Annotated in this window: 22 protein-coding genes and 1 pseudogene; 17 read left to right on the top strand and 6 right to left on the bottom strand. The window is 65.1% G+C overall.

Annotated elements, in window-relative coordinates; all coding sequences use genetic code 11:
• From UW3_RS29325 to cobG, 4 genes and pseudogenes are all read right to left on the bottom strand, one after another.
• A pseudogene (locus UW3_RS29325) lies at positions 1 to 281 on the bottom strand (precorrin-3B C(17)-methyltransferase); the annotation flags it as partial.
• Positions 281 to 1015 carry a precorrin-2 C(20)-methyltransferase gene (locus UW3_RS0107380; protein ID WP_420220026.1) on the bottom strand — a complete coding sequence of 245 codons (735 nt, stop codon included), beginning with the start codon at positions 1013 to 1015 and terminating at the stop codon, positions 281 to 283. The gene UW3_RS0107380 and the pseudogene UW3_RS29325, both read right to left, overlap by 1 nt.
• Positions 1012 to 1638, bottom strand: a complete 627-nt coding sequence (locus tag UW3_RS0107375; RefSeq protein WP_010221672.1) for a precorrin-8X methylmutase — start codon at positions 1636 to 1638, stop codon at positions 1012 to 1014. The genes UW3_RS0107380 and UW3_RS0107375 overlap by 4 nt, the downstream gene beginning before the upstream one ends.
• Positions 1631 to 2965, bottom strand: a complete 1335-nt coding sequence (gene cobG, locus UW3_RS0107370; protein ID WP_036995365.1) for a precorrin-3B synthase — start codon at positions 2963 to 2965, stop codon at positions 1631 to 1633. The genes UW3_RS0107375 and cobG overlap by 8 nt, the downstream gene beginning before the upstream one ends.
• A 116-nt stretch (positions 2966 to 3081) precedes the next feature.
• Here cobG and UW3_RS0107365 point away from each other — a divergent pair, with 116 nt between their 5' ends.
• From UW3_RS0107365 to cycA, 13 genes are all read left to right on the top strand, one after another.
• Positions 3082 to 4293 carry a bifunctional cobalt-precorrin-7 (C(5))-methyltransferase/cobalt-precorrin-6B (C(15))-methyltransferase gene (locus tag UW3_RS0107365; RefSeq protein ID WP_010221670.1) on the top strand — a complete coding sequence of 404 codons (1212 nt, stop codon included), beginning with the start codon at positions 3082 to 3084 and terminating at the stop codon, positions 4291 to 4293.
• Complete coding sequence (locus tag UW3_RS0107360) at positions 4286 to 5383, top strand: cobalt-precorrin-5B (C(1))-methyltransferase (protein ID WP_010221669.1); 1098 nt, start codon at positions 4286 to 4288, stop codon at positions 5381 to 5383. Before UW3_RS0107365 ends, UW3_RS0107360 begins: the two co-directional genes overlap by 8 nt.
• Complete coding sequence (locus tag UW3_RS0107355; protein ID WP_010221668.1) at positions 5380 to 6093, top strand: cobalt-precorrin-6A reductase; 714 nt, start codon at positions 5380 to 5382, stop codon at positions 6091 to 6093. Before UW3_RS0107360 ends, UW3_RS0107355 begins: the two co-directional genes overlap by 4 nt.
• A gap of 232 nt (positions 6094 to 6325) precedes the next feature.
• Complete coding sequence (locus tag UW3_RS0107350) at positions 6326 to 6763, top strand: NfeD family protein (RefSeq protein WP_010221667.1); 438 nt, start codon at positions 6326 to 6328, stop codon at positions 6761 to 6763.
• 25 nt (positions 6764 to 6788) lie between these two features.
• Positions 6789 to 7646: an SPFH domain-containing protein gene (locus UW3_RS0107345; RefSeq protein ID WP_010221666.1), complete on the top strand. Its 858-nt coding sequence runs from the start codon at positions 6789 to 6791 to the stop codon at positions 7644 to 7646.
• A gap of 96 nt (positions 7647 to 7742) precedes the next feature.
• Positions 7743 to 8135, top strand: coding sequence for a DUF2946 domain-containing protein (locus UW3_RS0107340; RefSeq protein ID WP_010221665.1), 393 nt, complete (start codon positions 7743 to 7745; stop codon positions 8133 to 8135).
• Positions 8136 to 8182: 47 nt separating this feature from the next.
• Complete coding sequence (locus tag UW3_RS0107335) at positions 8183 to 8653, top strand: copper chaperone PCu(A)C (RefSeq protein WP_010221663.1); 471 nt, start codon at positions 8183 to 8185, stop codon at positions 8651 to 8653.
• A gap of 19 nt (positions 8654 to 8672) precedes the next feature.
• Positions 8673 to 9092: a DUF2946 domain-containing protein gene (locus UW3_RS0107330; RefSeq protein ID WP_010221662.1), complete on the top strand. Its 420-nt coding sequence runs from the start codon at positions 8673 to 8675 to the stop codon at positions 9090 to 9092.
• Positions 9093 to 9170: 78 nt separating this feature from the next.
• Positions 9171 to 11237 carry a TonB-dependent copper receptor gene (locus UW3_RS0107325; protein ID WP_010221661.1) on the top strand — a complete coding sequence of 689 codons (2067 nt, stop codon included), beginning with the start codon at positions 9171 to 9173 and terminating at the stop codon, positions 11235 to 11237.
• 178 nt (positions 11238 to 11415) lie between these two features.
• Positions 11416 to 12204, top strand: coding sequence for an ABC transporter ATP-binding protein (locus tag UW3_RS0107320; protein WP_010221660.1), 789 nt, complete (start codon positions 11416 to 11418; stop codon positions 12202 to 12204).
• Positions 12201 to 13151: an ABC transporter substrate-binding protein gene (locus UW3_RS0107315; RefSeq protein ID WP_010221659.1), complete on the top strand. Its 951-nt coding sequence runs from the start codon at positions 12201 to 12203 to the stop codon at positions 13149 to 13151. The genes UW3_RS0107320 and UW3_RS0107315 overlap by 4 nt, the downstream gene beginning before the upstream one ends.
• Positions 13148 to 14170, top strand: coding sequence for a FecCD family ABC transporter permease (locus UW3_RS0107310; protein WP_010221658.1), 1023 nt, complete (start codon positions 13148 to 13150; stop codon positions 14168 to 14170). The genes UW3_RS0107315 and UW3_RS0107310 overlap by 4 nt, the downstream gene beginning before the upstream one ends.
• Positions 14171 to 14280: 110 nt before the next feature.
• On the top strand, positions 14281 to 15699 hold the full coding sequence (gene cycA / locus UW3_RS0107305) for a D-serine/D-alanine/glycine transporter (protein WP_010221656.1): 1419 nt from the start codon (positions 14281 to 14283) through the stop codon (positions 15697 to 15699).
• 9 nt (positions 15700 to 15708) lie between these two features.
• Here the strand turns inward: cycA and UW3_RS0107300 are convergent, their stop codons facing one another.
• The gene (locus UW3_RS0107300; RefSeq protein WP_010221655.1) at positions 15709 to 16248 is read right to left on the bottom strand and encodes a hypothetical protein; all 540 of its coding nucleotides are present in this window, start codon (positions 16246 to 16248) and stop codon (positions 15709 to 15711) included.
• Positions 16249 to 16302: 54 nt separating this feature from the next.
• Positions 16303 to 16878: a hypothetical protein gene (locus UW3_RS0107295; RefSeq protein ID WP_237716729.1), complete on the bottom strand. Its 576-nt coding sequence runs from the start codon at positions 16876 to 16878 to the stop codon at positions 16303 to 16305.
• A gap of 245 nt (positions 16879 to 17123) precedes the next feature.
• On the opposite strand from UW3_RS0107295, the gene urtA reads away from it, so the two are divergent.
• From urtA to urtD, 4 genes are all read left to right on the top strand, one after another.
• Positions 17124 to 18389 carry an urea ABC transporter substrate-binding protein gene (gene urtA, locus UW3_RS0107290; RefSeq protein WP_010221653.1) on the top strand — a complete coding sequence of 422 codons (1266 nt, stop codon included), beginning with the start codon at positions 17124 to 17126 and terminating at the stop codon, positions 18387 to 18389.
• Between the two features lie 145 nt (positions 18390 to 18534).
• Positions 18535 to 20034 (top strand): urea ABC transporter permease subunit UrtB, encoded by a 1500-nt coding sequence (urtB, locus tag UW3_RS0107285; protein WP_010221652.1) that lies wholly within the window; start codon positions 18535 to 18537, stop codon positions 20032 to 20034.
• Positions 20034 to 21113, top strand: a complete 1080-nt coding sequence (gene urtC, locus UW3_RS0107280; RefSeq protein ID WP_010221651.1) for an urea ABC transporter permease subunit UrtC — start codon at positions 20034 to 20036, stop codon at positions 21111 to 21113. Before urtB ends, urtC begins: the two co-directional genes overlap by 1 nt.
• A 35-nt stretch (positions 21114 to 21148) precedes the next feature.
• Positions 21149 to 21970, top strand: a complete 822-nt coding sequence (gene urtD, locus UW3_RS0107275) for an urea ABC transporter ATP-binding protein UrtD (RefSeq protein WP_010221650.1) — start codon at positions 21149 to 21151, stop codon at positions 21968 to 21970.
• Positions 21971 to 22005: the final 35 nt, after the last annotated feature.

The raw sequence follows: 22005 nt of genomic DNA, 5'->3' as shown, positions 1-22005 counted from the left end.
TCCTCGGCCCCCGCCAGTACCGGCGGCTCGGCGCCCTTCTCCAGCAACAGGCCGGCCAGGGTGCGGATGACGATACCGGCAGCGCACAGGGCGATGATTGGCGTGTCTTGCTGATAGAGCTGGCGCACGGTAGCGCCGAACGCCTGGTAACTGCGGTCGACGCCTTCGACCCGGCCTTCAAGGCCATGGATCAGCGCGTCCGGGTACAGCTGCTGGATCTTACGGGCAGTGGCCAGGCTGCCTTTGCCAAGGATGACGATGGCCGGGGCTTTACGGGTCATCAACCTTGCCACCTTTCACCGGGCACGATGATCAGCGAGAAGTATGGCGAGGAGTGCGGGTCGACCTCATCCAGGGCGACGATCTTCTGGTTGGCCATGGTCGCCCGTTCCACATACAGGGCCCGTTCGGCCAGGCCGAGCTCGGCCAGCACATCGCGAACCTTGGGGAAGTTACGCCCAAGTTTCATGATCACCGCGGCATCGGCATCGGCCAGGCGGCGCTTGAGTTCATCATGGGGCAGCACGCCGGAGAGCACCGACAGGCTCTGGTTGCGATACACCAGCGGCGCACCGAGCACCGAGGCGCCGCCGAGCATCGAGCAGACCCCCGGGATCACCTGGGCTTCGTAGCGTTCGGCGAGACGGTCATGCAGGTACATATAGGAGCCGTAAAAGAACGGATCGCCTTCGCAGATCACCGCCACGTCGCGGCCGGCATCCAGGTGCGCGGCAACCTCAAGGCTGGCGGCATCGTAAAAATCGCTGATGACCTGTTCATAAGACAACGGCGCCGGCAGCACTTCGGTGGTCACCGGGTACACCAATGGCAGCAAGGTCTGGGCTTCCTGCAGATGGCTTTCGATGATGCCGAAGGCGTTGCCGCGCTTGCCCTTGGCAACGAAGTAGGCCACCACTGGCGACTCGCGCAGCAGGCGCAATGCCTTGACGGTGATCAGTTCCGGGTCGCCGGGGCCGACGCCCAGGCCCAGCAAACGTCCACGAGCCTGCATCATTCGACCTCCGTGGCCAGCGCATTGACCGCCGCGGCGGCCATGGCGCTGCCGCCCAGGCGCCCCTGCATGATCACGAACGGCACGCCACGGCTGTCGGCGGCGAGCATCGCCTTGGACTCGGCGGCGCCGACAAAGCCCACCGGGAAGCCGAGGATCAGCGCGGGTTTGGGCGCGCCGGCGTCGAGCATTTCCAGCAGGTAGAACAGCGCAGTCGGCGCGTTGCCGATCACCACCACGCTGCCTTCCAGGTGCGGCCGCCACAGCTCCAGGGCCACCGCCGAACGGGTGTTGCCCAGCTCGCGGGCAAGCGCCGGCACCTGCTCGTCGCGCAGGGTGCAGATCACCGGGTTGTTGGCTGGCAGGCGTGCACGGGTAATACCCTCGGACACCATCCGCGCATCGCAAAGGATCGGCGCGCCGGCGGCCAGGGCATCGCGCCCGGCCTTGCCGGCACCCGAAGAGAACTGCAGGCCATCGATCGCATCGACCATGCCGCAGGCGTGAATCACGCGGACCGCGAGCTTTTCCAGATCGGCCGGGATGCGATCGAGCCGGGCTTCCTCTCGAATGATCGCGAAGGAATTGCGATAGATCTCCTGACCATCGCGGATGTAATCAATCATCAAGGGTGCTCCGTGAGCCGGCGTCTAGCAGTGCGCCGGCTTCTTTTAGTGTGAGGTTGCGTGCGCGCAGGCGGCCGAAGCCCGGCTCGGTTGCGTCACGCAGGTACAAGTCGTAGTGGCCGGGGCTTTGCGCCAGCAAGGTGGCGTGCGCCACGTGGGCCATGGCGCAAGAGCGCGGACAGCCACTCAGGTGCACGCTGGCCGGGGCACCGGGGGCCAGCAGAGTCGCCAGCAGGCGGGCATCGCCCTTGGTTTCGGCCTGGCCCTTGGCACAGCCGGCGGAACCGGTGCAGGCGACCAGACGGGACAGTTGTTCACTCGCCGAGACCAGCAGCCCCAGTTGGGCCAGACTCTCGCTGACCCGCTCGGCATGGCGCTGGGCAATAGCGGGCAGCAACAGGCTTTGCCAGGGTGTCATGCGCAGGGTGCCGTCGCCCTGTTCACGTGCTAGCCGGGCCGCGCCGCGCAGCATCGAAGGGTTCAGGCGGCCCAGCGGCGCTGCGGCACCGACAGCGCTCAGGCCGGTTTGCAGTTGGGGATAAATGCCCAGATAGCTAGCCGCTGTCAGCGAGCGGCGCCATTGACAGACCGCTGCGTCAGCCCGGATCGGCAAGCCCAACCCGGCGGTAAAGGCCTGCGGTGCATACTCGGCCAGCAACTGGCGCATCCGTGTTTGCTCTGGGCGGGCCAGGTCGAGAAAACGGTTGAGCACCGCCAGCACCAGCTCATGGCCCTGGCTCAGGGGCACAGCGCCCAATGGCGCATCCTTGGCCGGGCACCCGGCCAGACCGAACGCCAGCCACAGTTCGTCGTCAAGCTTCAGCGGGCTGAGCCACAGGTCATGGGGGTGCTCGAGCATCGCCAGGGCCTCGCCGCCATCCAGCTGCACGGCGAACTTGGCCGAGAGCTGATGAAAGCGCGGGGTGGTTTCCAGCGACTGCAGCACCTGCTGCGCCAGTGGCCGGGTGTCGAGCAGCATCTGCGGATCGATGCCTGCGGTGGGGCTGAGCATCAGGTTGCGCACATCGTCGCCGGCGGCCTCGCGTGGCCCAAGGCTGGCAGCCAGCAGCAGCTCGATCAGCCCGCTATGGTCGCAGCCGATGCCGCGAATTTGCAGGTTGCCGCGGTTGGTGACTTCTATTTCCCCCCCCGCATAGCGCTCGGCCGCAGTGGCAACGGCCTCGGCCTGATCCGCCGTCAGCGCCCCGCCTGCCAGCTTGATCCGGCAGATGCCGCCGTCCAGCGCCTGGACGATGCGCCACAACCCCGGACAGGCCGAGGGACGCAGCGAAGCTTGGGGCTGGTGGGCCGATACAGGCTGGTTCAAAAGGTCACCCGGCAATCGTGAAAAGGCACTTCAGTGTAGAAGGCGCGGTATTATGCCTGCTTTGTCCGAAGGCATGAAAAGCCTGCCGGTCGGATTGCGTTGAATTGAGGAAATCCATGTCGCCCTGGCTGACAGTAGTAGGTATCGGTGAAGACGGTTTCAGTGGCCTGGGCAAGAATGCCCGGCGCGCGCTGCTGGACGCCTCACGGGTGTTTGGCGGCCAGCGCCAGCTGGATCTGCTGCCGCACTGCATCACTGGCGAACGCCTGCTCTGGCCCAGCCCTTTTTCCCTGGCGCCGGTCCTGGCCCTGCGTGGCGAACCGGTGTGCGTGCTGGCCAGCGGCGACCCGATGTTCTATGGCGTGGGCGCAAGCCTTGCGCGGCAGCTCGATGTCAGTGAAATGAACGTGCTGCCGATGCCCTCCTCCTGCGCCCTGGCCGCCGCCCGCCTGGGCTGGCCGTTGCAGGAGGTACTGAGCCTTTCGGTGGTGGCGCGGCCGATCGCGGCGCTCAACGCTCATCTGTACAGCGGCATGCGCCTGCTGGTGCTGAGCAACGATGGCAGCAGCCCGGCTGCCATCGCCGCATTGCTGCGTGAGCGCGGTTTCGGGCCGAGCCGGCTGCAGGTCTTCGAGCACCTTGGCGGCAACGCCGAACGCCGACTCGAGGGCACTGCCGAGCACTTTGCGCACACACAGGTTGCCGACTTGAACCTGATCGCCATCGAATGCCTGGCCGCACCCGATGCGCCGCGCCTGTCGCCCCTGGCAGGTCTGCCGGACAGCGCCTTCAAGCACGATGGCCAGCTGACCAAGCGCGATGTGCGTGCCATTACCCTGGCGCGCCTGGCGCCGCGACCGGGTGAACTGCTCTGGGATGTCGGCGCTGGCAGCGGCTCGATCGGCATCGAGTGGATGCGCGCCCACCCCAGTTGCCGGGCGCTGGCCATCGAGTCCGATGAGGGCCGCCAGCAGTTGATCGAACACAACCGCGATGCCCTCGGCGTGCCCGGCCTGCAATTGATCCGCGGCCGCGCACCGATGGCCCTGCAGGGCCTGGAGCGCCCTGATGCCATTTTCATCGGCGGCGGCGTGACCCGCGCAGGCGTGTTGCAGCATTGCTGGGAGCAACTGCGCCCGGGCGGGCGTCTGGTGGCCAATGCCGTGACCCTGCAAAGCGAGCTGGCCCTGGTCAACTGGCGCGAGCAGCATGGCGGCGAGCTGACCCGCATCCATATCGCCCAGGCGCAACCGCTGGGCGAGTTCGATACCTGGCGCCAGGCCCTGCCGATTACCCTGCTAGAAGCGGTCAAGCCTGTCGATGCGTGACGAGACCCGGGAACAACCCGCCCCGCTGCGCAGCGGCCTGACCACCGGCAGCTGCGCCACCGCCACCAGCCTCGCAGCGGCCCGCCTGCTGCTTGCCGGCGAGGGCAATGACGCCGTGCACATCACCCTGCCCAAGGGCAAGGTGGTGCAGATGCGCCTGGAGTTCTGCCGCCTGCTGGAGGATGGCGCCGAGGCCGGCACCCTCAAGGATGCCGGCGATGACCCGGACGTTACCCACGGCGCCCTGCTTTACAGCCGCGTGCGTTTACAGGCGGAGCCTGGCGTACGCTTTGTCGCTGGCAAGGGCGTCGGCACGGTGACCCGCCCCGGGCTGGTACTGGCGGTTGGCGAGCCGGCCATCAACCCGGTACCCCGGCGGATGATGACCGAACACCTGCAGCGCCTGGCCGCCGAACACGCTTATGCAGGCGGGTTCGAGGTCACGGTGAACGTCCAGGACGGTGAAAGCCTGGCGCTGAAAACCATGAACCCGCGCCTGGGCATTCTTGGCGGCCTGTCGATCCTCGGCACCAGCGGGATTGTCCGGCCGTTCTCCTGCTCGGCCTACATTGCCTCGATCCACCAGGGCATCGACGTGGCGAAAACCAACGGTTACCAACACATCGCCGCCTGTACCGGCAACGCCAGCGAAGACACCATGCGCCGAGTCTACAACCTGCCGGAAATCGCCCTGATCGAAATGGGCGACTTTGTCGGCGCGGTGCTCAAGCACCTGCGCAAAGTGCCTGTGGATAAACTCAGCCTGTGCGGTGGCTTTGGCAAGATCAGCAAGCTGGCCGCCGGGCACATGGACCTGCACAGCCGCCATTCGAGCATCGACCTGCCGCAACTGGCCGACTGGGCGGCAGCGATCGGTGCCGACGACGCCTTGCAAGACGCGATTCGCCAGGCCAACACCAGCCAGCAGGCGCTGGCCCTGGCCAGCGCCGCCGGCGTTGCCCTGGGCGACGCGGTCTGCGCCCACGCCCTGGCCTTTGCCCGCAGCGTAGTACCGGCGCAGGTGCAGGTGGAGGTGTTTGCCATCGATCGCCAGGGTGGCATCGTTGGCCATGCGGGGGGCTTTGCATGAAACGCATCCTGTTGCTCGGCGGCATCACCGAAGCCCTGGCCATTGCCCGCACCCTGGACCCGCAGCACGTCTACAGCCTGGCCGGAATTGGCCGGGTGCCCACTGACCTGAAGTGCCAGGTGCGGGTCGGAGGCTTTGGCGGTGCCGAGGGTTTGGCCGCTTACCTGCTTGCGCACAACATCGATCTGCTGATCGACGCCACCCACCCCTACGCCGCCCGGATCAGCGCCAACGCCGCTCGCGCCGCGCAGCTCACCGGCGTGCCGTGCTGGGCTTTGCGCCGCCCGGCATGGCAAGCCCAGGCCGGCGATGACTGGCGCGAGGTGGCCGACTGGGCCGAGTTGATCGATGCCCTGCGCCCGTTCCAGCGGCCGCTGTTCACCCTCGGCCGTGAGCCGCTGCAGCATCTGCAGGAAATTCCCGCCCATCAGTTCTGGACCTTGCGCGCCCTTGAAGCCTGCCCTGGCAATGAGCGCTGCGAAGTGATCGGCGCACGCGGGCCGTTTCACCTGGACGACGAACGCGCGCTGTTCGAGCGGCGGCAGATCGATGTGCTGATCAGCAAGAACAGTGGCAGCGGGGCGACCGAACCCAAACTTGAAATCGCCAGGCAACGGCGAGTGCCGGTGTTGATCCTCAAGCGACCGGAACTGCCGCCAGTCGACAGAGAATTCTTCAGCCCTTCAGAGCTATTGGCAGACCTGCCTTGATGGATTTGCTTGCACCACAACCTGTGGGAGCGGGACTTGCCAGCGATCGACTGCAGAGCGGTCGCAATCCAGACAACACAGCTTTATCGCCTAGCCTGGCCTCATCGCTGGCAAGCCAGCCCCCACAGAAGGCGAGCTATATTTTAGGAGGTTTCTTACTGGGTTGATTTGCCCCATCCCCACCCCACTGCCTTACACTACGCCCCTCCTCACCCCGGAAGACTTCACCCATATGGAAATGCAATGGTGGATCTGGCTGGTATTCGGTTTCGGCCTTGTAGTGCTTGAACTGGTCCTGCCAACCTTCTTCATCCTCTGGTTCGGCATCGGCGCCGTGCTGGTTTCGTTCATCGCTTTTCTGGCGCCGAGCCTGCAACTCGACATGCAAATGCTGCTGTGGGTGGTGTTCTCATCCATCACCACGCTGTTGTGGTTCAAGGTGTTTCGCAAGAAGCAGCCAGACACCCGCTGGACCGCCGACAGCGTGATCGGCGAGGTCGGCCTGCTCACCGCCACGGTCTCTGAATTCCAGAAAGGCCGCGTGCGCTTCCAGAAACCCATCCTGGGCAACGAGGAGTGGATCTGCGTTGCCGATGCCGAGATCCCCTCGGGCGAGCGCGTGCGCATCACCGCCATCGAAGGCAATACCGCCCGGGTTACCCGGGCCTGATCAGCAAAAAAGGAAGCTTTGACTCATGACCAGCCTTATCGTCGTCGGCACGATCGCCGCATTCGCCCTCCTCACCCTGTTCAAGGGCGTGCGCATCGTGCCCCAGGGCGAGGAGTGGATCGTCGAGCGCCTGGGCCGCTACCACAGCACCCTCAAGCCAGGCCTGAACCTGCTGATCCCGTACATGGACGTGGTCGCCTACCGCCTGCCGACCAAGGACATCATCCTCGATGTACAGCAGCAGGAAATCATTACCCGCGACAACGCGGTGATCGTCGCCAACGCCCTGTGCTTCGCCAAGGTCGTCGACCCGCAGAAGGCCGCCTACGGTGTCCAGGACTTCACCTTCGCAGTGACCAGCCTGACCATGACCTCGCTGCGCGCCATCGTTGGCGCCATGGACCTGGACGAAGCGCTGTCGAGCCGCGAACAGATCAAGGCGCGCCTGCGCGAAGCCATGTCCGAGCAGACCGAAGACTGGGGCGTGACCGTGCGCTCGGTAGAGATCCAGGACATCAAGCCGTCGCAGAACATGCAGGCGGCCATGGAGCGCCAGGCCGCCGCCGAGCGTGAACGTAAAGCCGACGTCACCCGGGCCGAAGGCGCCAAGCAGGCCGCCATCCTTGAAGCCGAAGCGCGCCAGCAGGCAGCCAAGCTCGACGCCGAAGCGCAGATCAACCTCGCCGAAGCCTCGGCGCGTTCGATCACCCTGGTCAAGGACGCGGTGGGTACCGAGATCACCCCGGCAATGTACCTGCTGGGCGAGCGTTACATCGGCGCCATGGAGAGCCTTGCCAGCAGCGACAACGCCAAGGTCGTGGTGCTGCCCGCCGACCTGCAGGAAACCGTGCGCGGGCTGATGGGCCGCAACAAGCAGGCCTGATGCTGGCCGGGTGTGCGGCACTTCACCGCACCCCCGGTAATTTTCCCTATACTGAGCGTTACAATAGCCACCTCTGATTCCTGACCGGATCTTTCCATGTCCCCATATCGGCCCGCCATTGCCTGGATCGCCTGCTTCGCAGTGCTGTTCAATCTGCTGGCCATGCCGTTGGCGTCCGCAGCCCCCAAGGGGCCGGCCGAACAACTGCTATGGGGCGCCTTCTGTTCGAGTGTCGGCGGCAAGGCCAAGGCGCAAATCATTGCCCTGGGCAAGATCGACCTCGGCCAGCAAGGCGATGATCACTCCAGCATGCAGCACTGCTGGTGCTGCTCTGGCGCAGCGCCCTTGCTGGCATTGCCTGGCCACCCACCACGCTTGCTGATGCCCAGCCAGGATTTCGCCCGTGCGCCTGCGCTGCTTGCCATCCACCAGCCGACACCCCGGCAACAGTGGCCGGCCCTCAACCCACGCGCCTCCCCTCTGGTCTGAGTTCACTGCGCTACCTGCTGCGAACCTGAATCGACTGGAGAATCACCATGTTCAAGAACGCCCTGCTGCTGGCCGCACTGATGCTGCCGGCGACCTTTGCCAATGCCCATGAATACACCGTAGGCGAGCTGCATATCGCTCACCCGTGGTCGCAGGAACTGCCGCCCAATGCGCCCAACGTGGCGGCCTATTTCGTCGTGCATAACAACGGCAAGACGGCCGACACCCTGCTCAGCGTCAACAGCCCGATCAGCGACGATGCCCAGTTGCACGAGCATGTGCACAAGGACGGCCTGATGAAAATGCAGCAGGTACAGAGCGTCGACGTCCCTGCCGGTGGCGACCTGAAGTTCGCCCCCGGTGCCTACCACGTGATGCTGATGCAACCCAAGGACCGCAGCCTGCTGGCTGATGGCAAGCGCTTCCCGCTGACCCTGCATTTCAAGAACGCCGGTGATATCACCGTCGAGGTCGCGGTACAGAAGCAGGCACCCGAGGAAGCCGCCCACAGCCATTGATCGCTGAAGGCTGCCCGGCGTGACGATCGCCCGCAGCAGGTTCAGCCACACCGCGCGTCCTGAGTCGAGGACGGTTCGCGGCAGCTGGCTGAGCCTGTTCGCCATGTTGATGATCTTTATCGGCCCACTGGTTTCCCAGTCGATGCCGATGGATCACCGTGCCATGCCAGCCGGCATGAGCATGGACAGCGCTGCCGATTATTGCCATGCCGACAGCCACCACGGTGGCAGCCCGGCGCTGAAGGTGATCTGGGAGAAGTGCGGCTATTGCAGCCTGTTCTTCCATTGCCCGGCGCTGCCCCAGGCCCTGAGCCTGCTCAACACCGAAGCCGTTCCCGCCAGCCACCGACTGCTCGTCCACCCGCGCCAGGGCCATGCCCGGCAGACGGTATTCCCCGGCGCCCGCAGCCGCGCGCCGCCTTCCCTCATCGTCGTCTGAGCCCACTACCTGCGCCCGAAGTCCGGCAACTGCCGTCGACTGCGCGCACCCTTATGACTGATCGATGTTGGAATCATTATGTCCGGCTGCACCGCTGTTTTTCGTCTGTCCCTGCAAGGGACCATCGCCGTGATCTGCGGCACCCTGCTCAGCCCCCTGGCCCTGGCCGCCAACCAGGCCCAGGACACGCATGTCCATGACCAAGCCGAACTGAGCCCGACGGTGATCACCGCCGTGGCTCCCAGCTCGCCACTGACCATCGTCACCAACCCCAAGGACCCACGCCAGCCGGTACCGGCCAGTGATGGCGCCGACTACCTGAAAACCATCCCGGGCTTTTCGGCCATTCGCGCTGGTGGCACCAATGGTGACCCGGTCCTGCGCGGCATGTTCGGCTCACGCCTGAACATCCTCACCAACGGCGGCGTGATGCTCGGCGCCTGCCCCAACCGCATGGATGCCCCGACTTCGTACATCTCGCCGGAAACCTACGACCGCCTGACCGTGATCAAGGGCCCGCAAAGCGTGATCTGGGGCCCGGGCGCCTCGGCCGGGACCATCCTCTTTGACCGCGAGCCGGAAAAATTCGGCGAGCTCGGCAGCCGCGTCAACGCCAGCCTGCTGGGTGGCTCCAACGGCCGCTTCGACAAGGTGCTGGATGCCGCCGCCGGCAATCGCTACGGCTATGCGCGTTTCGTCGGCAACCAGTCGCGCTCCGATGACTATGAAGACGGTAATGGCGACACCGTGCCGTCGCGCTGGGACAAATGGAACGGTGACGTCGCCCTGGGCTGGACGCCGGACGCCGACACCCTGGTGGAACTGACCGCCGGCAAGGGCGACGGTGAAGCCCGCTACGCCGGGCGCGGCATGGACGGCTCGCAGTTCAAGCGCGAAAGCCTTGGCCTGCGTTTCGAGAAGTCCAACATCGGCGAGGTCTGGGACAAGCTCGAAGCCCAGGTCTACTACAACTATGCCGACCACGTGATGGACAACTACAGCCTGCGCACGCCCTCGGGCATGGGCATGATGGGCATGCCGATGGTCAGCAACGTCGACCGACGGACCCTTGGCGGGCGAATCAAGGGCACTTGGCGCTGGGATGACCTGCAACTGATCAGCGGCATCGACGCGCAGACCAACGAACACCGCCAACGCGGCGGCATGGGCATCGATGCGCACAAGCACATGGCCTGGACCAAGGACGCCGACTTCCACAACTACGGGGTGTTCGGCGAACTGACCTGGTACGCCGCCGAACAGGACCGGCTGATCACCGGCGCGCGCCTGGACCGTGCCTCGGCCAAGGACTACCGAGCCACCAGCGCCACTCGCGACAATACCCGCGCCGATACCCTGCCCAGCGGTTTTATCCGCTACGAGCATGACCTGGTGGACGTTCCCGCCACCACCTACGTCGGCCTCGGCCACGCCCAGCGCTTTCCCGACTACTGGGAGCTGTTCTCGCCCAAGTCCGGTCCGGCCGGTTCAGTCAACGCCTTCGACAGTATCAAGCCGGAGAAAACCACCCAGCTCGACTTCGGCATCCAGTACCAGACCGAGACCATCGACGCCTGGGCCTCGGGCTATGTCGGGCAGATTCGCGATTACATCCTCTTCGACTACCGGCCGGGGATGATGGGCATGCCCAGCTCGCGCGCGCAGAACATCGACGCGCGGATCATGGGCGGCGAACTGGGCGCGGCGTACAAGTTGACCAGCAACTGGAAAGCCGACGCCACCCTCGCCTACGCGTGGGGCAAGAACAGCAGCGACGGCAAGGCACTGCCGCAGATGCCACCGCTGGAAAGCCGCCTGGGCCTGACCTACAGCCGTGATGTGTGGAGCGCCGGCGCCTTGTGGCGCCTGGTCGCGGCACAAAACCGCATCGCCGAGAATTCCGGCAACGTGGTGGGCAAGGACTATGAGAAGAGCGGCGGTTTCGGCGTGTTCTCGCTCAACGGCGCCTACAAGGTCAGCAACAACCTCAAACTCAGTGCCGGGGTCGACAACCTGTTCGACAAGGCGTACGCCGAACACTTGAACCTGGCGGGCAATGCCGGCTTCGGCTTCCCGGCCAGCGACCCGCAGCCGATCAATGAGCCGGGGCGTACGTTCTGGACCAAGGTCGACCTGAGTTTCTGACCCACCCCGGGCGCGATTACTGATCGCGCCTTCCCCAGGCAACACGGGAGCGGGCTTGCCCCGCGAGACCCTGCGACTGAAGAACCGCTATCGCGGGGCAAGGCGAATCGCCACGCCGCCGCTCCTACAGCAAATCCGTTAACATAGGCCCCCGCTTTTTCAGGCCCGCAGGACCTTGATGAGTACCCTGAGTATCAGCGACCTGTACTGGTCGCCCCTGGGCCACGGCCACTGCCACCACCAGTTCCAGCTGCGCGCCGTTGAGCTGCAGGTCGGCGTCGGCGAGTTCGTCGGCCTGATCGGCCCCAACGGCAGCGGCAAGACCAGCCTGCTGCGCTGCGCCTACCGCTTCAACAAGCCGGAACGCGGCCAGGTGCGCCTGGGCGCACATGACCTGTGGCAGCAGTCTTCGCGCTGGTGTGCCCAGCGCATTGCCGTGGTGCTGCAGGAGTTTCCCGATGCCTTCGGCCTGAATGTCGAGGAAGTCGTCGCCATGGGCCGCACGCCCCATAAAGGCCTGTTCGACGGCGACAGTCACGCGGATCGCCAGTTGGTGCAACAGGCCTTGCAGGCGGTCGGCCTGCAGGGTTTTGATGACCACACCTTCGCCAGCCTGTCCGGCGGCGAGAAGCAGCGAGTGATCCTCGCCCGCGCCCTGGTCCAGCAACCCCAGGTGTTGATCCTCGATGAGCCGACCAACCACCTCGACCCCCGTTATCAGCTGGAGCTGTTGCAGCAGGTGCGGCGCCTGGGCATTGGCACCCTGGCGAGCATCCATGACTTGAACCTGGCTGCGGCCTTCTGTGATCGCCTGTATGTGCTCGATCACGGGCGCATCGTCGCCAGCGGCACGCCTGACCAGGTGCTGACTGCCGAGTTGCTGCAGGAGGTGTTCGGCGTGCAAGCGCTGATCGACCGCCACCCTCTGGCTGACCACCCACGCCTTACCTGGATAACCCAGCGATGATTCGATCCACCCTGCTGCTCGGCCTGGCCTTGCTGCTGGCCAGCCCCGGCGTTTTCGCCGAGGCGACCCAATACCCGTTGACCGTGCAGAGCTGCAACCGCCAGGTGACCTTCACCCAAGCCCCGGAGCATGCCCTGAGCCATGACATCAACATGACCCAGATGATGCTCGCCCTCGGCCTGCGCTCGCGCATGGTCGGCTACAGCGGCGTCAGCGGCTGGAAGGCGGTGACCCCGCAGTTGCGCAAGCAACTCGACGGCCTGCCGGAACTGGCGGCCAAGTACCCGTCGGTGGAAACCCTGCTCAACGCCAATGTCGACTTCCTGTTCGCCGGCTGGGACTACGGCATGCGCGTCGGTGGCGACCTGACGCCACAGAGCCTGGCGCCGCTGGGCATCCCGGTCTATGAGTTGACCGAGTCCTGCGCCTTTGTCATGAAGCGCCCGGCCGCGAGCCTGGATGACACCTATACCGACCTGCGCAACCTCGGCAGGATCTTCGACGTGCAGGAACGCGCCGAGCGACTGATCGGTGAGATGCAACAGCGCGTCGCCGTGGTCCAGCAGCACTTGCCGGCACAGCGCCCACGGGTGTTTCTCTACGACAGCGGCGAAGACCGGGCCATGACCTCCGGGCGCCTGGGCATGCCCGAGGCGCTGATCGCCGCAGCGGGCGGGCGCAATGTGCTCGACGACATCGAGGCCAGCTGGACCCGGGTCAACTGGGAGAGCGTGGTCGAACGCAACCCCGAGGTGATCGTCATCGTCGACTATGGCGAAGTCAGCGCCGCGCAGAAGCAGGCGTTTCTCCAACAGCACCCAGCCCTGCAATCGGTCGATGCGATCCGCAACAAGCGCTTCGTGGTCATTCCTTACGTGGCGGCCACGCCAAGCCTTGAGAACGTCGAAGCCATCGAGACCATCGCCAAGAGCCTGCACGGCGCATGAGGTCCGCAAGCGCCCGTCATCGCCTGTTGCTGCTCGGGCTGTTCGCCCTGCTGCTGGTCTCCTGCGTGGTCTCCCTGGGCTTCGGCTCGGCACCGGTGCCGGTCGAGGTGGTCTGGCGGGTCCTGCTGTTCAAGCTGTTCGGCGTTACCGGCGAAGCGCCTGCATGGAGCACCGGCCAGGAGCATATCGTCTGGTTGATTCGCGTGCCGCGCATGCTCCTGGCGGCGCTGGTCGGCGGCGGCCTGGCGATGATTGGCGCCGTACTGCAGGCCGTGACCCGCAACCCGCTGGCCGACCCGCACCTGCTCGGCGTCACCTCCGGGGCAACACTCGGTGCAGTACTGGTGGTGCTGCATATCGGTGAACTGCTGGGTGTGTTGACCTTGCCCCTGGCGGCCTTCATCGGTGCCCTGTGCAGCATGCTGCTGGTGCTGGCCATCGCCAGCCGCCACGGCCGCCTGGACAGCGACCGTCTGCTGCTCTGCGGCGTGGCGGTGGCCTTTGTGATGATGGCAGCGGCTAACCTGCTGCTGTTTCTCGGTGATCACCGGGCAAGCTCGGCGGTGATGTTCTGGATGCTCGGCGGCCTGGGCCTGGCGCGCTGGGAGCTGCTGCCGATTCCGGCCATCAGCGTGTTGCTGGGGCTGGCCTTGCTGCTGGGCATGGCCCGCTCGCTGAACGCGCTGATGGCCGGTGAGCAGACCGCCGTGACCCTTGGCCTGAATGCGCGCAAGGTCCGTCTGCTGGCGTTTCTGATCTGTTCGCTGTTGACCGGCGTGCTGGTGGCGATCAGTGGCTCGATCGGCTTTGTCGGCTTGATGGTGCCGCACATCGCCCGGCGCCTGGTCGGTGCCGAGCACAGCCGCCTGCTGCCGGTGTGCCTGCTGCTGGGCAGCCTGTTCCTGATCTGGGTCGACGTCGCCGCGCGCACGTTGATCTCGCCCGAGGACCTGCCCATCGGCATCGCCACCGCCGCCATTGGTGGCTTGTTCTTTATCGGCCTGATGCGCCGACGTTGATCGCGGTCAACACCGCCGGCGCCTTGAGACGTATTGTCGCGCTAGCGCCAGGAAGGCGCGTGTTAGCCTAGCGGCGCACAAAAAGACTGACCTCAACGGAATGCCTGCCGATGACTGTGAACCTGCCCCCGCAACACCCCGTTCCCGATGACCATGACCACCTGCAACGCAGCCTGTCCAACCGCCATATCCAACTGATCGCCATCGGTGGCGCCATCGGCACCGGCCTGTTCATGGGCTCGGGCAAGACCATCAGCCTGGCCGGTCCGTCGATCATCTTCGTCTACATGATCATCGGGTTCATGCTGTTCTTCGTCATGCGTGCCATGGGCGAACTGCTGCTGTCGAACCTCAACTACAAGTCGTTCATCGATTTCTCCGCCGACCTGCTCGGGCCCTGGGCCGGCTACTTTACCGGCTGGACCTACTGGTTCTGCTGGATCATCACCGGCATCGCCGATGTCATCGCGATCTCGGCCTATTCGCAGTTCTGGTTCCCTGACTTGCCGCAATGGGCGCCGGCGATTGCCTGTGTCGGCCTGCTGCTGTCACTGAACCTGATCACGGTGAAGATGTTCGGCGAAATCGAGTTCTGGTTCGCCATGATCAAGATCGTCGCTATCGTCGCCCTGGTCGGCACCGGTCTGTACATGGTCATGGCCGGCTTCCAGTCGCCCGCCGGGCGCACCGCCGACATTGCCAACCTGTGGAATGACCAGGGCATGTTCCCCCATGGCCTGATGGGCTTTTTTGCCGGTTTCCAGATTGCCGTGTTCGCCTTCGTCGGCATCGAACTGGTGGGCACCACCGCCGCCGAAGCGAAGAACCCGGAGCGCAACCTGCCGCGGGCAATCAACTCGATCCCGGTGCGCATCATCGTCTTCTACGTGCTGGCGCTGATCACCATCATGGCGGTCACGCCATGGCGCGACGTGGTGCCCGGCAAGAGCCCGTTCGTGGAACTGTTCGTGCTCGCCGGCCTGCCGGCGGCGGCCAGCATCATCAACTTCGTGGTGCTGACCTCGGCGGCCTCGTCGGCCAACAGCGGCGTGTTCTCCACCAGCCGCATGCTCTTCGGCCTGGCCCAGCAGGGTGATGCACCCCGCAGCTTCGAACACCTTTCCAGCCGCAAGGTGCCGGCCAACGGCCTGTACTTCTCCTGCACCTGCCTGCTGCTGGGCGCCGCACTGATGTATGTGGTCCCCGACCTGATCGAAGCCTTCACCCTGGTGACCACGGTATCGGCGATCCTGTTCATGTTCGTCTGGACCCTGATCCTGCTGTCTTACCTGAGCTACCGCAAGCAGCGCGCGGCGCTGCACCAGGCCTCGAAGTACAAGATGCCTGGCGGGCGCTTGATGTGCTGGGTGTGCCTGGCGTTCTTCGCCTTCATCCTGGTGCTGCTGGGCCTAGAGCACGATACCCGCCAGGCACTGATCGTCACGCCGCTGTGGTTCGTGTTGCTGACCGTGACCTACCAGTTCGTGCGGCGTAACCGCGCGCTGCTGATGGCCAACGCCGACAGCTGATCAGCCGAACTACAGGCCGCCCTGCTCGTACGCCGCCGCCACACTGTCCCACAGCTGTTCCAGTACGGCGGCGGCCTCGGCGCGCTGTGCCTCGCTCGGGCCGTCGATGAACTCACTGCGGCCCTGGCCAAGGCTCAGGCAGGCATCGATGCCATTGCCCCAGATGTACGAATAGATCAGCAGAAAACTGTCCGAATCGACGTCGGCGTAGTGCGCGACCTGCCGCAGGGGCGCCAGCAGTTGCAGCATCTCGCCATAATTGTCAGTGAACTCCAGCACGGCGAACGTCCACACCCCGGCCTGCTCATCGTAATGACTGCGGCTACCCGGGGAGAACTCAACCCAACCTGCGATCAGGTCGCCCAGGCTGCAGGTAGTGGATCGGTCCAGGTCATGGGCGGACAGCTCACCCGCCCCGTAGGCGTCCTTGCTGTCATACCAGCGTTGCCAATCATCGAACTGCCGCGGGTTGGCCACCGGCGCGCTCATAACCGCCTGATAGGCAGCGGGACTCAGGTTGCAGCGAATGTACAGCGACGAAGCTTCCATCGGGTCTGTCCTTGTTCCGTGGGTGAGGGTTGATTAAAACGAGCGCAGGGCAGCTCAGCGTTGTGCCGCCTTGAACAGTTCGGCCAGTACTGCATCGGCCTCCTGACGTTGGGCCGGCGTCGGCGCCTTGGCAAACTGGCTGCGACCGTTGAGGGTCAGGTAGGCGTCGTCGCCGTTGCCCCAGATGTACGAGTAGACCAGCATGAAACTGTCGGAGTCGGCCGCGCAATAGGGTGCGACGCTGCGTAGCGGCGCCAGCAGGGAGATCATCTCGCCGTAGTTATCACTGAACTGCAACAGGGCGAAACGCCAGGCGCCCGCCTTCTCGTCGTACTCCGAGTACGTGCCCCAACCACTGACGCCGACCAGCTCTCTCAGGTTTCGCGCCACCAGCGGCCGCAGGTCTTCACTCCTGACCTTGCCCGGGCCATACATCCCATGGCTGTCGAACCATTGCTGCCAATCATCGAAGGCTGGCGCCCCGCCTGGCGGGGCGGCCTTGACCTCGGCGTACTGGGCAGCGGTCATGTTGCAGCGAAAATACAGCGAGGACGGCTCGCTGGCCTGCACCTGCCCCACTGCGGCCCACAAGCCGGCCACCAGCATCCCTGCACGCACGTGTCTGTTCACTGTCATCGTCCCTGAACGGTGTTGAAGGCGGCGATGATACCCGCGCGAACCAAAGCTGTGCAGACAAGTTTGCAGCGCACAGGTCCCGGCGCCATCACGGTGCAGGCACGCTTCATTGCCATCGCAAATCCCCATGAAACCCCTGTCCCAGACAACCTCGCGCTACCCGGCACAGCCCTTGCTAACGCTCTTGGGCGAAGTCGCCATCTGCCCAACAGAACATCCGATTCCATGGAGAGAGCACTATGAAGCGTCGCAGTCTGATCAAGGCCTTTACCCTCAGCGCGTCCATCGCGGCCATGGGCCTGAGCTGGAGCATCCAGGCCGCCGAGACCATCAAGGTCGGCATCCTGCACTCGCTGTCGGGGACCATGGCGATTTCCGAAACCTCGCTCAAGGACATGGCCCTGATGACCATCGAGCAAATCAACGCCAAGGGTGGGGTCAACGGCAAGCTGCTGGAGCCGGTGGTGGTCGACCCGGCCTCGAACTGGCCGCTGTTCGCCGAAAAGGGCCGCCAGCTGCTGACCCAGGACAAGGTCGCGGTGGTGTTCGGCTGCTGGACCTCGGTGTCGCGCAAGTCGGTACTGCCGGTGTTCGAAGAGCTCAATGGCCTGCTGTTCTACCCGGTGCAGTATGAGGGCGAAGAGATGTCGCCGAACGTCTTCTACACCGGTGCCGCACCCAACCAGCAGGCGATCCCGGCGGTGGAATACCTGATGAGCGAAGACGGCGGCAGCGCCAAGCGCTACTTCCTGCTGGGTACCGACTACGTCTACCCGCGCACCACCAACAAGATCCTGCGCGCCTTCCTGCACAGCAAGGGCGTGGCCGACAAGGACATCGAAGAGGTCTACACGCCGTTCGGCCACAGCGATTACCAGACCATCGTCGCCAACATCAAGAAGTTCTCCGCCGGCGGCAAGACCGCGGTCATCTCCACGGTCAACGGCGACTCCAACGTGCCGTTCTACAAGGAACTGGCCAACCAGGGCCTGAAAGCCACCGACGTGCCGGTGGTGGCCTTCTCGGTGGGCGAGGAAGAACTGCGCGGCATCGACACCAAGCCGTTGGTCGGGCACCTGGCGGCGTGGAACTACTTCGAGTCGGTGGATAACCCGGTCAACAGCCAGTTCGTCGCCGATTGGAAAGCCTACGCCAAGGCCAAGAACCTGCCAGGCGCCGACAAGGCGGTGACCAACGACCCGATGGAGGCCACCTACGTCGGCATTCATATGTGGGCCCAGGCGGTCGAGAAAGCCAAGTCCACCGATGTCGACAAGGTCCGCGAAGCCCTGGCCGGGCAGACCTTCAAGGCGCCGTCGGGCTACACCCTGACCATGGACAAGAGCAATCACCACCTGCACAAGCCGGTGATGATCGGCGAGATCCAGGATGACGGTCAGTTCAACGTGGTCTGGGAAACCGGGCAGCCGCTGCGTGCGCAGCCATGGAGCCCGTTCATTCCGGGCAACGACAAGCGGCCGGATTATGCGGTGAAGGGCAACTGAGCCACCGGGGCCGCTTGGCGGCCCATCGCTGGCAAGCCAGCGCCCACAAGGACCGCGCCTCCCCACAGGCACTGCATGTACCTGTGGGAGCTGGCTTGCCAGCGATGAGGCCCTGAGAAACTCCACAACCGCGACGGATCCCGCTATGCCCAAGGCCCTCCAGCGCCTCCTCCTCGGTCTGCTCCTGCTGCTGCCGCTAGCCGCCCCGGCAGCCGACGCAGACTACTTCATCGCCGCCAAGGCCAATGAGCAGGCGCGCCTGCTCCAGGACTGGGCGGCGCAACCGGACCCGGCCCGCGTTGAACTGCTGAGCGCTCTGCAACAAGGCCGCATCGCCGCCGGCGACACCCGCAAACTGCGCCTGAACAACCGCTTGCGCGGGCTTGTGGATAACGCCCTGGCCAGCCATCAGTTGCTCAGCGCAGATAGCACAGTGCGCCTGGCGGCTGCCCAGCAATTGCAGAAAAGCGCCCAGCCGGCCCAGGTCGCCTTCCTCGACCGGCGCTTCGCCAGCGAAGCCGATGCCGCCGTCCATGCGGCATTGGCCCTGGCCCTGGCCAACCTGCAACTGGTCGACAGCGACCCGGCCGTGCGCCTGGCGGCGGTGCGCCTGCTCGGCGAAACCGGCGACCCGATGGCCCGCACCCGATTGGAGGCGCTGCTCGAACCCGGTGTCGAGAGCAACGCCGGCGTGCGTACCGCCGCCGAAACCAGCCTGGCCCAGGTCAAGCGCAAGCTGCTGTTTGGCGAGCTGCTCGGCCAGGCCTTCAGCGGCCTGTCGCTGGGTTCGATCCTGTTGCTCGCGGCCCTGGGCCTGGCCATCACCTTCGGCCTGCTCGGGGTGATCAACATGGCCCACGGCGAGATGCTCATGCTCGGCGCCTACGCCACCTATGTCGTGCAGATCCTGGTGCAACGCTACGTGCCCGAGGCCATCGAGTTCTACCCGCTGATCGCCCTGCCGGTGGCCTTCGCCGTCAGTGCCGGGGTCGGCATGCTCCTGGAGCGCACGGTGATCCGCCACCTGTATGGCCGCCCGCTGGAAACCCTGCTGGCCACCTGGGGCATCAGCCTGATCCTGATCCAGGCCATCCGCCTGCTGTTCGGCGCACAGAACGTCGAAGTGGCCAACCCGGCCTGGCTCTCCGGTGGCCTCCAGGTGCTGCCCAACCTGGTGCTGCCCTACAGCCGCCTGGTGATCATCGCCTTCGCGCTGTTCGTGGTGCTGCTGACCTGGTTGCTGCTCAACCGCACGCGCCTGGGCCTGAACGTGCGTGCCGTCACCCAGAACCGCAACATGGCCGCCTGCTGCGGCGTACCGACCGGGCGTGTGGACATGCTTGCCTTTGGCCTCGGCTCCGGTATCGCCGGGCTCGGTGGCGTGGCCCTGAGCCAGATCGGCAACGTCGGCCCGGACCTGGGCCAGAGCTACATCATCGACTCGTTCCTGGTGGTGGTGCTGGGCGGCGTCGGGCAACTGGCCGGTAGCCTCTGGGCGGCCTTTGGCCTGGGCATCGCCAACAAACTGCTGGAGCCGCAGATCGGTGCAGTGCTCGGCAAGATCCTCATCCTTGCGCTGATCATTCTGTTCATCCAGAAACGCCCGCAAGGCCTCTTCGCGCTCAAGGGACGGGTAATCGACTGATGAACCAGCCTCTGCTTGTTACCGCCAGCCAGAAGGCCGGCCCGCGCTGGACCCTGGCCATCGGCACCACGGTACTACTGGTGCTGCTGGCCCTGCCAGTGCTGTCGTTGCTGCCCGCCGGGCACAGCCTGCAGGTCTCGGCCTATACCCTGACCCTGGTCGGCAAGATCCTCTGCTACGCCATCGTCGCCCTGGCCCTGGACCTGGTCTGGGGCTATGCCGGGTTGCTGTCGCTGGGCCATGGCCTGTTCTTCGCCCTCGGCGGCTATGCCATGGGCATGTACCTGATGCGCGAAGCGTCTGGTGATGGCCTGCCAGCGTTCATGACCTTCCTGTCGTGGAGCGAACTGCCCTGGTACTGGGCCGGCACCCAGCACTTTGCCTGGGCCCTGTGCCTGGTGGTGCTGGCGCCGGGTTTGCTGGCGCTGGTGTTCGGCTACTTCGCCTTCCGTTCACGGATCAAGGGCGTGTACTTCTCGATCATGACCCAGGCCCTGACCTTCGCCGGCATGCTGCTGTTCTTTCGCAACGAGACCGGCTTTGGCGGCAACAACGGCTTCACCCATTTTCGCAGCATCCTCGGCTTTGAAATCACCGCGCAAAGCACCCGCGCGGTGCTGTTCCTGCTCACCGTCGCCTTGCTGGTGGCCAGCCTGTACCTGGGCTGGCGCCTGGCCCGGAGCAAGTTCGGCCGGGTCCTGACCGCCCTGCGCGATGCCGAGAACCGCCTGATGTTCTGCGGCTACGACCCGCGCGGTTTCAAGTTGTTCGTCTGGGTGCTGAGCGCGGTGCTGTGCGGTCTGGCCGGGGCCTTGTACGTGCCGCAGGTGGGCATCATCAACCCTAGCGAGATGTCGCCGACCAACTCCATCGAAGCTGCCGTGTGGGTCGCCCTCGGCGGACGCGGCACACTGATCGGGCCGCTGCTGGGGGCCGGCCTGGTCAACGGCATGAAGAGCTGGTTCACCGTGGCCTTTCCCGAGTACTGGCTGTTCTGCCTCGGAGCGCTGTTCATCCTGGTGACCCTGTACCTGCCACGGGGCGTGGTCGGTCTGCTGAACAAAAGGGGCGAACAATGAGAGCCATCCCACTACCGCCGGTGCACCCGGAATTCATGCTCGAACCGATCCTCGACGCTGGCAGCGGCCGCGATGCCATCGGCCTCGGCCAGCGCCGCGGCGAAGGCCTGGAGGTGCGCCACGGCACGCTGCTGACCCTGGAAGACATCAACGTCAGCTTCGACGGTTTCAAGGCGCTGAACAACCTCAACCTGTACATCGGCGTCGGTGAGCTGCGCTGCATCATCGGCCCCAACGGTGCCGGCAAGACCACCCTGATGGATGTGATCACCGGCAAGACCCGCCCTACCAGCGGCAAGGCCTGGTTCGGCGACACCCTGGACCTGACGCGCATGAGCGAGGTACAGATCGCCCAGGCCGGAATCGGCCGCAAGTTCCAGAAGCCGACGGTGTTCGAGGCCCTGAGCGTGTTCGAGAACCTGGAGCTGGCGCAGAAGGCCGACAAGTCGGTGCTGGCCAGCCTGCTGGCGCGCCTGAGCGGCGAGCAGCGCGAGCGCATCGACGAGATCCTGCAGACCATTGGCCTGAGCGCTTCGGCCCAGCGCCCGGCCGGTTTGCTCTCCCACGGCCAGAAGCAGTTCCTGGAGATCGGCATGCTGCTGATGCAGGACCCGCAGTTACTGCTGCTGGATGAGCCGGTGGCGGGCATGACCGATGCCGAAACCGAATTCACCGCCGAACTGTTCAAAAGCCTGGCCGGCAAGCATTCGCTGATGGTGGTCGAGCATGACATGGGCTTTGTCGGCAGCATCGCCGACCACGTCACCGTGCTGCACCAGGGCAGTGTGCTGGCCGAAGGGTCGCTGGAACAGGTGCAGGCGGATGACCGGGTGATCGAGGTCTACCTCGGGCGATGAGGCCAACAAAGGACGACAACATGCTGAAAATCGAC

Source organism: Pseudomonas donghuensis, assembly GCF_000259195.1.
In the GTDB taxonomy this organism is placed as follows: domain Bacteria; phylum Pseudomonadota; class Gammaproteobacteria; order Pseudomonadales; family Pseudomonadaceae; genus Aquipseudomonas; species Aquipseudomonas donghuensis.
The sequence above is the reverse complement of the archived record's forward strand: the minus strand, read 5'-3'. Positions and strand labels throughout refer to the sequence as shown.